The following is an 11,101-nucleotide window of genomic DNA, read 5'->3' as shown; positions in this document are numbered from 1 at the left end:
ATGCCGGTGGCCATCGCTGGAGCACGGCCATGCGCCGCCTCGACACTGTCGAAGTTGAAGTAGTCATATCCAAGAACGGCACAACCAACTGGCCAGACCCCAATGGTCTTGTCCACGAGTCCCATCTCATCCACCAATTCGGCGACAAGCCGATGGGCGACTCCATGTGTGCACCCTGGACAGTAGTGCGTTACCTTGTTTGCCCACGAACTGGGGCGTTCGTAGATGACTTTCATCTGTTCAGCCATGGCTCTACCGTCCTTTCCCGAACTGCTCTTCGAACGCCGCTAGTATTTCCTGAGGCCCCGGTACGACTCCGCCGCCCCGCCCATACCAGCCCAGAGGTATCTTGCCGCACAATGCCAGCTGGACATCCTCAAACAGCTGCCTGTACGCAAGTTCGACCGTCAGAATCCCCTTCAGTTTGCCCACGTACGTCTGTATCTGCTTTGCAGGAAATGGCCAGACGGTTATCGGACGCAGCAACCCGAGCTTGATTCCCTTGTCACGTGCAACCCGTACTGTCGTTTTCGCAATGCGCGCCATCGTTCCATACGCGATGATAGCGTAGTCGGCATCGTCCATCTGGTACTCCTCGATGCGACTTTCAGCCTGTTCGACCTGCGCGTATTTCGCCTGAAGTTTGAGGTTCCATTGCTCCAGTCCGGCAGCATCCAGCATAAGGCTAGTAATGATATTTACATGGTCACGCCCATGTCGCCCGACCGTTGCCCACTCCGGTGTCTTCAGCGTCGAAACATCAATCCTGGTCTTGAACTCGACGGGCTCCATCATCTGTCCGATGAGACCATCAACAATAACCATGACCACCATGCGGTACTTGTCCGCCAGTTCGAACGCATCGACAAACAGGTCCACGCCTTCCTGGATCGATGAGGGGGCAAGGACAATGCGTTTGTAGTCCCCGTTGCCGCCCCCTTTGACTGCCTGAAAGTAATCCGCCTGAGCGGGAGCAATGTTGCCGAGGCCAGGCCCGCCACGCATGGCATTCATGACGACACACGGAACATTAGAGCCGCTGATGTAGGAAATGCCTTCCTGCATCAGGGAAATACCTGGGCTGGAGGACGACGTCATCGCCCGAACACCAGCACAGGCAGCACCGTAGACCATGTTGATAGACGCAACCTCGCTTTCAGCCTGCACAAATCTGCCACCAACCTCCGGGAGACGGCGGCTCATGTATTCGGGCGTCTCATTCTGTGGTGTGATTGGATAGCCAAAGTAGTAGCGACACCCCGCCTGGATGGCACCTTCGGCAAGAGCTTCTGCCCCCTTCATGAGAACCTTGTCGCTCATACCTTCACCTCTCTGTGCAGCTCGATGGCAATATCAGGACAAACCAGCACGCACGAACCGCAACTGGTACATTTGTCCTGATCCGTGCACTGTGCAGGTCTGAAACCACGGGCATTCAGCCGATCACTTATAATCAGGATCTTGACAGGACAAATGCTGACGCACAGACCACAACTCTTGCACCGCTGTTCGTCAATAGAGACTCTTTCCAAGGTAGACCTCCATATTGCTTCAGAATTCCGTTTGCGACCCGACTGTATCCAGAATACGATTGAAAACACGAATCACCGATAGAAGCCCGGCCGCACCTGGCGCGAGTCGATGCACTACCTGGTCAGCATACTCCGGCGACACAAGCACCGCGACGACAGGCAACCCTTCACTATCGCCTAAAGTCTTGACAGCATCGTAGCCGCGCTGTACGTCTTCCACAGTCGTCTCCGCCTGCAGATTCGTGTTGGCAACAAGTCCAGTCACCTCGAGGCGTGCACCTGAGCGAATAGTCGTCAGCATTCGTTTCAGACCATCAGGGCTGTCCATTCCCGGTCGCAGCGTATTTACCACGATGTACAGGCTATAATCACCGGCAATAATCGTTTCACGAAACTGGGCGACGGCTCCTGCCCCGATGGCGTCTCCACCAACATCGATGACCTTGATTGTCTCTTGAGAAGATAGAAGCGCATACAGATTGCGAGGAAACGTCGGGATGTCTGCATGAAGGAGTCGATGCTCCGGTTCGACGATGATCAGTCTCTTTGCTTCGTCCTCAGTGAGCAGCCGTAACATGTCACGAAGCCGAAAATAGGGCTTGACAACATCCAGGTCGCATAGTGTAACTGGGGACGTCGTCACCCGGATCAGAGACAGGGCGAGGTTGATAGCGACCTCGGTCTTACCCGACCCGGATGGTCCGGCAAACACAATCGACTGGCCTGTCCGCGGGCGACCAAACAGATCGGCAAGTTCACGCATCGGCCTGCACGTCCAATGTACTCAGGACCGTTCGCTACCCGCCTGCTCCGGCGAATACACTCCGGCGGGTACCGAACCATCCAGTACGCGGAGCACGCCCAAAGCCAGCGCTTTCATCTCGTCCTCGCCCGGATAGACCTTGACGGGTGCAATGAACTGGACACGCCTCGTGATCTCGTCGACGAGGAAAGTCGACCGGGCGATACCTCCCGTCACGACAATGGCGTCGACGTCTCCCTTCAATACGGTGGCCATTTCCCCAATAGTCTTCGCGACCGTGTACGCCATTGCGGTGTACACCAGGAGAGCGTGCTCGTCCCCATCGTCGATCATCTTCTCAACCGTGCGAGCGTCATTCGTTCCGAGGTGGCTGACCAAACCTCCTTTGCCTGCAAGGAGTTTCATCATCTCTGGCTGCGAATATGCACCCGAAAAGCACAATTTGACCAGCCCAACAGCCGGCAGACTGCCCGCTCTCTCGGGAGCGAAGGGGCCATCACCATTGAGTGCATTGTTCACGTCAATGACCCGACCCAAGTGGTGCGCCCCAACAGAGATTCCTCCACCGAGATGAACAACGATGAGATTAGCCTCTTCATAGGTCTTGCCAAGGTCTGCTGCCGCCTGTCTAGCCACAGCCTTCTGGTTAAGGGCATGAAAGATGCTCACGCGGTCAAGCCCCTTCAAGCCAGAGAGACGCGCCAGTGGGCTCAGTTCGTCGACAACGACGGGGTCTACGATGAACGCCGGAACACCCGATTCCTTTGACAGCTCGAACCCGATGCATGCGGCCAGATTGGACGCGTGTGCGCCTAGTATAGGTTCGTGCAGGTCATGCACCATCGTCTCGTCGACGCGATATGTTCCTGAAGGAAGCGGTCGTAGCAGTCCTCCCCTGCAGGCAATAGCCGACAGATCGACCACGGCTGTGCTGTGGCGGGTGAGGAAATCTTTGACAATCGCCAGCCGCATTGGCAGCTGGTCCATGAGCGAGACAAATTGGGCAATAGTCGCAGCGTCGTGCGAAATGGTTTCCGCTGTGACAGAAGTCCTGTCTTCGAAGATCGACAGCTTGGTACTCGTAGAACCAGGGTTGATGACAAGAATCCTGAATGGCAAGGCGGCCTCCAATATGCTAGACAGACCAGCAAGAAAAGGAGGGCGCGCTAGACACACGCCCTCCAGAAAGAACTACTATCTATCAGGCTACCCAGCCGCGAATCTTGACGGCCTCGCCGATACGCTCGACTGCGACCATGTCTGCGGCCATCCTCATCGTGATCTTGTCTGCCTTGTGCGTGGTGTACATATTGTGGACACGCTCGAATGCCTCGGTCATGACACGTTCAAGCTTCTCGTTGACTTCCTTCTCAGACCAGTAATAACCGTAGTTGTTCTGAACCCACTCAAAGTAGGAGACGGTTACACCGCCGGCGTTGCCCAGAATATCCGGAATGACAAAAGCACCATTCTTCTCAAGAATCTCGTCTGCATCAGGGTTGACGCCACCATTGGCAAGTTCCACGACGATCTTTGCCTTGACGTCTTTTGCATTGTCCTTGAGAATAGCGTTCTGGAGAGCTGCAGGTATATAGATGTCGACGTCCAGCGCACGCAGTTGCTCGTTGGACACGTTGTCGAGCCCCTTATAACCCTTCACGGTGCCGTTTTTGTTCTCATAGGCCTTGAGATCATCGGGGTCGATACCCTTGGGGTCGTAAACACCGCCGCTGACCATCGTAATTGCAACAATCTTTGCGCCATCTTCCTCACGAAGGATCTTGGCAGCATAGAAGCCAACGTTGCCAAAACCCTCAACGGCGACAGTAGCGCCCTTGAGGCTCATCCCCATCTTCTTTGCAGCGAGGCGCAGACAATAGACGCCACCAAGCCCGGTCGCAGCAGTCCTGCCAAGAGACCCGCCAAGGATAAGGGGTTTTCCAGTCATGAGGGCAAACGTGTTGTGGCCAGTCAGCTTGCTGTACTCATCGACCATCCATGCCATGATTTGACCGGTTGTGTTGACATCGGGTGCGGGAACGTCACGGTCGGGACCGACAAACGTGCCCAGCGCGCGGATGTATCCACGGGAAAGTCTCTCGAGTTCGCCAGTGGACAACTTCGTGGGATCGACAACGATGCCTCCCTTGCCACCACCATACGGGAGACCGACGACAGCGCACTTGAGCGTCATGAGGGTCGCCAGAGCCTTAACATCCTCGAGGGTCTCGTCCTGATGGAATCGGATACCACCCTTGGTCGGTCCAACCGCGTCGTTGTGCTGGCAGCGGAATCCCTGGAAAACCTTCGTGGTGCCATCATCCATACGAACAGGAATGGAAACGCTGAGTGTCCTCTGTGGGTTACGGAGAATCTCCGTAATCTCGGGATTCTGACCGAGCTTCGTGCCTGCAATCTGAATTCTGTCTTGAGCTACCTGGAACCAGTTTTTCTTCTCGCCTGCCATAATAGCCTCCGTGACGTGTGGTGTTGGCTCTCAGGGAGAATTGAGAGCCGTCCCGTTATGGGGCTTTAAAACGCCGTTTTACATTTTACGCCCATGCACCAACATTGCAAGTATTTGTGAAAAAAAACACAACTATGCACTAGATTGCACTCTTGATAAGCTTCAGCACGTCAGCGGCATGGTCAAAGATGTCCTCCTCGAACACGACCTTGGGATAATGCCAGCTCCCGTAGAACTCCTCGTACTGCTTGTTCAGGCCCTCCAGGTAGTCTCCACTGATGTTCTCGATGCTGCGATTGCGTTTGCGGATGTTGGCAAGGAGCGTCGGGACGTCCCGGCGAAGATACACGAGCAGGTTGGGATTGGGAAGCCGGCGTACCATGAGCTGATAGAGCTTGTCATAGGTATTCCACTCGTCTGGCGACAGGAGTCCATCGCGCACAAGTGCCTTGGCGAAAATCTCGCGATCCTCATAGATAGAACGGTCAAGGATGGCGGGAACATCGCTCATCAGGACATGGTTCAAAATCTGCTCATACCGGAGAGCCAGGAAACTGATCTGTGTCGCAAATGCCCAGCGACGCATGTCCTGGTAATAACTGGGCAGGAACGGGTTTTCACCGAACGCTTCGAAGTAGACGGAAAAACCAAGCTCACGCGAGATCATCTGAGCAAGCGACGTCTTCCCTGCACCAATGTTTCCTGCAATGACCAAGTACATGATTTCCCCCTGCTCCCGTCAACATCCAGGATCTGCCCCTTCTGATCCTTGTATTTGTTCATATTAGCAGCAATCGACTCCCTTGCAAAACCAACCCTGCATCTATAATGTATGTGCTTGTCTGTGACATCAGGAGGAAACCTTGTATCTGAGCAAAGTCTTTGCACCACGTCTGCGTGAAGTTCCCCAGGACGCCGATACCGTAAGCGGCCAACTCATGCTTCGCGCCGGCCTGCTTCGCAAATCGGCGTCCGGTATCTACACCTATCTCAATCTTGGTCTGCGCGTCAAGCAGCGTATAGAGGAAATTGTGCGCCAGGAGATGGACAGCCATGGCGCTCAGGAAATCCTGATGCCCTTGTTGATGCCCGCTGAACCCTGGCAGGCGACCGGCCGTTGGGATCTGTATGGCGACGAAATGTTCAAGCTGACAGACCGAAAGGGTCGCTTGTTCTGTCTGGGGCCGACACATGAGGAACTGGTCACTTCTGTTGTCGGCAGTGAACGCCATTCCTACAAAGAATTGCCGTTCAACTTGTATCACATCACCAACAAATATCGGGATGAGATTCGCCCCAGGTATGGGCTGATTCGCAGTCGTGAGTTCACGATGATGGACGCCTACAGCTTCGATCGCGACGAGGCCTCCATCGAGCCGAATTACGCCCTCATGTTTGAGGCGTACAATAACATTTTTCACCGCGTGGGCCTCACGTTCCGCCCTATCCAGGCAGATTCTGGTGCCATCGGCGGTTCGTCGTCCCACGAGTTCACGGTTCAGGCAGACAACGGAGAGTGTACGTACGCAGCATGCGACAACTGTGGCTATGCTGCCAACCTCGAACTCTCGAAAGCACGTCCTGCAACGAGCCCTGATACTACTACGGCTACTCCGCCCGCCCCGGAAAGCATAGCTACACCCGGCATCCACTCCATCGAAGAGGTTACCCGCTTCTTTGCCGTCGATCCAGGAACCGTTCTCAAATCCATTCTCTATGTCGCTGACGACAAACCCTGGCTCCTCGTGGTTCGAGGAGATGACGACGTCAACGAGGTCAAGCTCCGGAAAGCCATACAAGCCCGCGAGGGCCGGCTAGCGACCGACGAGGAAGTGCTGAACATCCTCGGCGTTCACCCCGGTTCAGTCGGGCCAATGCAGACGGCAGTACCTATCGTTGTCGACGAGATGGTTCGTCGGGACGTCGCCTATACCGTCGGAGCCGGCAAAGATGGGTTCCACATCAAGAATGCGTTCTTTGGACGGGACTTTGACTCGACTGTCGTGGCAGACATAAGGACTGTCCGGGCGGGGGACCTTTGCCCCGTGTGCGGCCATCCGCTGCATACGGCTACAGGTATTGAGGTCGGTCACACGTTCAAGCTCGGTACGAAGTACTCAATTTCCCTTCATGCTAACTATGTCGATGAAGATGGCAGCGAGAAGCCTTATTTCATGGGGTGCTACGGCATTGGCATCGGGCGCACACTGGCCGCCATCATCGAGCAGCATCACGACGACAAGGGTATCGTTTGGCCAATGTCCGTCGCCCCCTTCCAAGTCGTTGTCGTTCCCCTCAACAAGGGTGACGATGCAGTCTGGCATGCTGCACTGGAACTTTACGAAGGACTCGAGAAGGCTGGGATTGACGTTATTCTTGATGACCGAGGCGAGTCGGCTGGCGTCAAGTTCAACGATGCTGACCTTATGGGTTTCCCAATCCAGGTTGTCGTCGGCAATTCTTTCCTCAAGACTGGCAATTTCGAGGTCACTCTCCGTAGCAACAAGACGGACAAGAAAGCCGTCGCTGCCTCAGAGGCAATCGCATTCATTGTCGATCTGGTGCGAACGACAGAGTAGCCCAGGCAAATTGACACCCAGCTGTTAACCAGTAGAATAGAAAGACAGCATCTATGCCAAAGGAGGAACCATGAAGGTTTCGATCGATCAGGAGGCTTGCATCGGGTGTGGCGCTTGCGTCGCCCTGTGCGATACGGTATTCAGACTCAATGATGAGCTCGGCAAGGCCGAGGTCATCTCAGGTGTCGATTGTGGCGCTGCCGGTTGCTGCAAGGAAGCCGCCGAATCATGCCCTGTCGCCGCAATCACCGTCGAAGAATAGTCTGCTACCCATAAGCAACCAAGAGACCCCGTCAACATATCGCTGACGGGGTCTCTTGGTTGCCAGACAGTGGATACGCTATCCTGCGTACCGCCCCAGAACAATACAGACGTTGTGACCCCCGAACCCAAACGAGCTCTTGAGAATATATTGGACATCGGATGAACGTGCAACATTCGGGACATAGTCCAACGGGCACTCGGGGTCGAACGTTACATAGTTGATGGTGGGATAGATCAGTCTGTTCTTGATAGTCAACATGCAGGCTACGGTCTCTACGGCGCCGGCAGCACCCAGCAGGTGGCCCGTCATGGACTTTGTGGAACTCACGGGAACAAGATGAGCTCGGCCTCCAAGTAATGTCTGCAACGCAAATGACTCCGTCCGGTCGTTCGCCGGAGTCGATGTCCCGTGTGCATTGACGTAGTCTATATCGAGTGGAGAAAGCCCTGCGCGCTCGATAGCAGTACGCATGGCCCGTACGATCTGTTTCGCCTCAGGATCAGGCGACGTCATATGGTACGCATCGGATGTTACTGCCTGAGACAGGACTTCGCCATAGATGTGCGCTCCCCTGGCAAGCGCATGGTCGAGTCGTTCCAGAATCAGGATTCCTGCACCTTCGCCCATGACAAATCCATCGCGTTCCTTGTCGAAAGGCCGGGAAGCATGTCCTGGATCATCATTACGCGTAGAAAGTGCGCGCATGTTGGCAAAAGCTCCGATGCCGGTCATTGTCACCGCCGCATCGGACGCCCCCGTCACGATGACGTCTGCGTCACCTCGCCGAATAGCCTCAAGAGCCTCGCCCAGCATCTGGGTACCACTCGCGCACGCGCTGACAACTGAGTTGGTCCCTCCATAGAGCTTGAACCGCTGAGCTATGGTTCCCGGGATGGAGTCCACGAGCATCTTCGGAATGAGAAACGGGGAAAGGCGCGAGGGTCCCTTGACGGCGACCTGCAAGACTTCACTTTCTAAGGACGCAAGACCACCTATGCCGCTTGTGACGTAGACAGCGATTCGTTCCCTGTCCTCAGCCTCCAGATCCAGCCGTGAGTCCAGCAGGGCTTCTTGCGCAGCTGCAAGCGCCAGCTGCTGTACACGATCGGTACGTGCAACGTCACGCTTCTCGAAGTAGTCCTCGGGGTTGAAGTCCTTTACTTCGGCTGCGATACGACAGCTGAGGGCGCTCGCATCGAACCGGGTGATCGGCCCCACACCTGAAATGCCAGCCGCAAGCGACGCCTCAAATGCAGGAATGCTATTTCCAATCGGCGACACAATGCCAAGCCCCGTTACGACGACACGGGTCCGATCCATGGAAATTCTGTCTCCTCCAGCGTCAGACAATATGGGACATTACGTAGTCGACTGTCTGTCCCACAGACGCAATCTTCTCAATGTCCTCGTCAGGAATCGATGTTCCAAAAGCATCTTCTAGTGCCATTGTAATGTCAACCAATGCCAGAGAGTCGGCGCCAAGATCCTTGACGTATTGAGCCTCATCTGTAATACGAGACTCTTCGACACCCAGTTTTTCCTTGGCAATCTCTACTACCTTCGAGCGGATTTCTTCCTTGGTCATAAGATTCCTCCTGAAAGAAGAATATCCAAGCACTTCAGAGAGACAATCCCCCGTCAATCGCGAGCACTTGGCCGGTAATGTACGAAGCGTCTTCACTTGCAAGGAACACCACAGCTTTGGCAACGTCACTCGGCGTTCCGGCCCGCCTAAGCGGAATATTAGCAAGATACGAGGATACGACCTCATTGTCAAGCGAGCTCGTCATGTCTGTCTCCACAAATCCGGGCGCAACGACATTGACGGTGACCCCGCGTGACCCCAGTTCCTTCGCCGCCGTCTTCGCAAGAGCGATAACGCCTGCCTTGCTCGCCGCGTAGTTGGCCTGCCCGGCATTCCCTCCCAGTCCGACTACCGACGAGATCAGGACAATGCGTCCGGATTTCTGACGCATCATATGGCGGGCAGCTGCCCGCGTTACATTGAACGTGCCGGTGAGATTCGTTCGCAGCACGTCGTTCCACTTCTCATCCGTCATCCGGACCAGCAAGGCGTCTCGGGTGATACCCGCGTTGCTGACCAGGATGTCCAGCGAACCTGTCAGCATGATACTCCGTGCAACCAGATCGTCAGCCTGAGCGACGTCCCCAACATCCGCCTGCACTGCTTCACAGACCCGACCCATCGCAGTGATGGCTGTGACAACTTCTTCTGCCGCCACGCGGTTTTGATGAAAATCGATAACGATATTGGCTCCCTGCATGGCCAGCTCGAGAGCAATGCCTCTACCGATGCCTCGGGATCCACCCGTAACCAGGGCCGTCTTTCCTTCCAGCGTCATTGCCATGTTTCCTCCTCCACGGCTCTGACGTTTCCTTCAGGAATCGCCTTCCGACCAAGTGCCGTCAGCACACCCTTCGGTCCGACCTCCAAGTACTCGCTCGCTCCCATTCTCTGAAGTGTCTCCATCGTACGCACCCACTGCACCGGGCTCTTGAACTGCGCGACAAGGCACTCCTTGATTGTCTCGGGATTATCTTCCGGTACTGCCGCCACATTGTTCACAACGGGAAAACGGGGCCGCGAAAACGGGATATCATGCACGACCGTCGCAAACTCGGCAGCACCGCCAGCCATGATGGATGAATGAAATGGGGCGCCCACCCGAAGTTTGATCGCGCGTCCTCTGCCGATCTCCTTCACGGCCCCAATGACGCGATCTACAGCAGCCATCTCGCCGGACACCACCGTCTGGTCGGACGCGTTGTAGTTGGCGGCTTCCACGATTCCGGCCCGACGCCCTTCAGCAAGAACACGCTGCAGATCGTTGTCGTCCAATCCTACGATAGCAGCCATCGTACCTGGCGATCCAGATACAGCCCTTGCCATGATCTCTCCACGTTGTCGCACGAGTCGAATACCATCCTCAAACGTGAAGACGCCGGCACAACATAGCGCGCTGAACTCCCCCAGGCTGTGCCCGGCGGCAACATCGCAGCCCATACCCCTGCTCGCAAGTACCTCGACCCATGCCATCTCGGTTGCAAAGAGGGCAGGTTGGGTGTTCTCGGTGCGAGTCAGCATCGCCTCGTCACCTGCCTCGACAAGGTTCCATAGGTCAAGACCAAGCACGTCACTTGCCTGCCCAAACAGCCTGCGAGTCAGAATCGGATCGACTACTCTACCGGCCATTCCCACGTATTGCGAACCCTGCCCGGGAAACAGAAACGCTATCATAACTGCCTCCTCCTGTTGTCTGCGTCCATTGCACAACCACCGCAGTACTTCTTGCACCTGGGAACCGCGAAGCGGTCAGAACCCATCATTCGTCAACGCCGCCCGCGGTGAAAAAAGACGGAGTGTAGTTGCCACACATCTCTGTGTGGTACTGCAACTCCGTCAATCTGAACCTATCTAAAAGTATTCTTCTGGAAAAGCACACCAAAAAAACCAGAGTCGCCAGTTAGGCCTCT

At 55.5% G+C, this 11,101-nt stretch carries 12 protein-coding genes and 1 pseudogene; 2 read left to right on the top strand and 11 right to left on the bottom strand.

Annotated features, from left to right (window positions below):
- The 7 genes and pseudogenes from SMC5_RS10930 to SMC5_RS00385 form a co-directional block, all read right to left on the bottom strand.
- A pseudogene (locus SMC5_RS10930) lies at positions 1 to 248 on the bottom strand (thiamine pyrophosphate-dependent enzyme); the annotation flags it as partial.
- A 4-nt stretch (positions 249 to 252) separates the two neighbouring features.
- On the bottom strand, positions 253 to 1,320 hold the full coding sequence (vorB, locus tag SMC5_RS00410; RefSeq protein ID WP_119119147.1) for a 3-methyl-2-oxobutanoate dehydrogenase subunit VorB: 1,068 nt from the start codon (positions 1,318 to 1,320) through the stop codon (positions 253 to 255).
- The gene (locus SMC5_RS11520) at positions 1,317 to 1,601 is read right to left on the bottom strand and encodes an indolepyruvate ferredoxin oxidoreductase subunit alpha (RefSeq protein ID WP_407079748.1); all 285 of its coding nucleotides are present in this window, start codon (positions 1,599 to 1,601) and stop codon (positions 1,317 to 1,319) included. Before SMC5_RS11520 ends, vorB begins: the two co-directional genes overlap by 4 nt.
- Complete coding sequence (locus SMC5_RS00400; protein WP_119119145.1) at positions 1,552 to 2,295, bottom strand: hypothetical protein; 744 nt, start codon at positions 2,293 to 2,295, stop codon at positions 1,552 to 1,554. The genes SMC5_RS11520 and SMC5_RS00400 overlap by 50 nt, the downstream gene beginning before the upstream one ends.
- A gap of 21 nt (positions 2,296 to 2,316) precedes the next feature.
- Entirely contained in the window at positions 2,317 to 3,414 is a 1,098-nt protein-coding gene (gene buk / locus SMC5_RS00395; protein WP_119119144.1) for a butyrate kinase, read from the bottom strand.
- Between the two features lie 82 nt (positions 3,415 to 3,496).
- Complete coding sequence (locus SMC5_RS00390) at positions 3,497 to 4,762, bottom strand: Glu/Leu/Phe/Val family dehydrogenase (protein ID WP_119119143.1); 1,266 nt, start codon at positions 4,760 to 4,762, stop codon at positions 3,497 to 3,499.
- A gap of 139 nt (positions 4,763 to 4,901) precedes the next feature.
- A complete protein-coding gene (locus SMC5_RS00385) occupies positions 4,902 to 5,483 on the bottom strand; it encodes a deoxynucleoside kinase (RefSeq protein WP_119119142.1) in 582 nt (193 codons plus the stop codon).
- 142 nt (positions 5,484 to 5,625) lie between these two features.
- Between SMC5_RS00385 and SMC5_RS00380 the strand changes: the two genes are divergently transcribed.
- Positions 5,626 to 7,341, top strand: coding sequence for a proline--tRNA ligase (locus SMC5_RS00380; protein WP_119119141.1), 1,716 nt, complete (start codon positions 5,626 to 5,628; stop codon positions 7,339 to 7,341).
- Between the two features lie 70 nt (positions 7,342 to 7,411).
- Positions 7,412 to 7,603, top strand: coding sequence for a ferredoxin (locus tag SMC5_RS00375; protein ID WP_119119140.1), 192 nt, complete (start codon positions 7,412 to 7,414; stop codon positions 7,601 to 7,603).
- A 78-nt stretch (positions 7,604 to 7,681) separates the two neighbouring features.
- Here the strand turns inward: SMC5_RS00375 and fabF are convergent, their stop codons facing one another.
- From fabF to fabD, 4 genes are read right to left on the bottom strand one after another with little or no spacing between them, the layout of a single operon-like run.
- Complete coding sequence (fabF, locus tag SMC5_RS00370; RefSeq protein WP_119119139.1) at positions 7,682 to 8,926, bottom strand: beta-ketoacyl-ACP synthase II; 1,245 nt, start codon at positions 8,924 to 8,926, stop codon at positions 7,682 to 7,684.
- Positions 8,927 to 8,948: 22 nt separating this feature from the next.
- Entirely contained in the window at positions 8,949 to 9,191 is a 243-nt protein-coding gene (acpP, locus tag SMC5_RS00365) for an acyl carrier protein (RefSeq protein ID WP_119119138.1), read from the bottom strand.
- A 34-nt stretch (positions 9,192 to 9,225) separates the two neighbouring features.
- Positions 9,226 to 9,969: a 3-oxoacyl-[acyl-carrier-protein] reductase gene (gene fabG / locus SMC5_RS00360; RefSeq protein ID WP_119087581.1), complete on the bottom strand. Its 744-nt coding sequence runs from the start codon at positions 9,967 to 9,969 to the stop codon at positions 9,226 to 9,228.
- The gene (gene fabD / locus SMC5_RS00355) at positions 9,966 to 10,865 is read right to left on the bottom strand and encodes an ACP S-malonyltransferase (RefSeq protein WP_165846121.1); all 900 of its coding nucleotides are present in this window, start codon (positions 10,863 to 10,865) and stop codon (positions 9,966 to 9,968) included. Before fabD ends, fabG begins: the two co-directional genes overlap by 4 nt.
- Between the last annotated feature and the right edge of the window lie 236 nt (positions 10,866 to 11,101).

Source organism: Candidatus Cryosericum odellii (genome assembly GCF_003570935.1).
Classification (GTDB): domain Bacteria; phylum Caldisericota; class Caldisericia; order Cryosericales; family Cryosericaceae; genus Cryosericum; species Cryosericum odellii.
Note: the sequence above shows the minus strand (reverse complement) of the source record. Positions and strands in the feature narration are given on the sequence as shown.

Coding starts and splice junctions, on each gene's coding strand:
- fabD (WP_165846121.1), bottom strand. CDS start 10,865: ATGATAGCGTTTCTGTTTCCCGGGCAGGGTTCGCAATACGTGGGAATG.
- fabG (WP_119087581.1), bottom strand. CDS start 9,969: ATGACGCTGGAAGGAAAGACGGCCCTGGTTACGGGTGGATCCCGAGGC.
- SMC5_RS00400 (WP_119119145.1), bottom strand. CDS start 2,295: ATGCGTGAACTTGCCGATCTGTTTGGTCGCCCGCGGACAGGCCAGTCG.
- vorB (WP_119119147.1), bottom strand. CDS start 1,320: ATGAGCGACAAGGTTCTCATGAAGGGGGCAGAAGCTCTTGCCGAAGGT.
- acpP (WP_119119138.1), bottom strand. CDS start 9,191: ATGACCAAGGAAGAAATCCGCTCGAAGGTAGTAGAGATTGCCAAGGAA.
- SMC5_RS00390 (WP_119119143.1), bottom strand. CDS start 4,762: ATGGCAGGCGAGAAGAAAAACTGGTTCCAGGTAGCTCAAGACAGAATT.
- fabF (WP_119119139.1), bottom strand. CDS start 8,926: ATGGATCGGACCCGTGTCGTCGTAACGGGGCTTGGCATTGTGTCGCCG.
- SMC5_RS00375 (WP_119119140.1), top strand. CDS start 7,412: ATGAAGGTTTCGATCGATCAGGAGGCTTGCATCGGGTGTGGCGCTTGC.
- SMC5_RS00385 (WP_119119142.1), bottom strand. CDS start 5,483: ATGTACTTGGTCATTGCAGGAAACATTGGTGCAGGGAAGACGTCGCTT.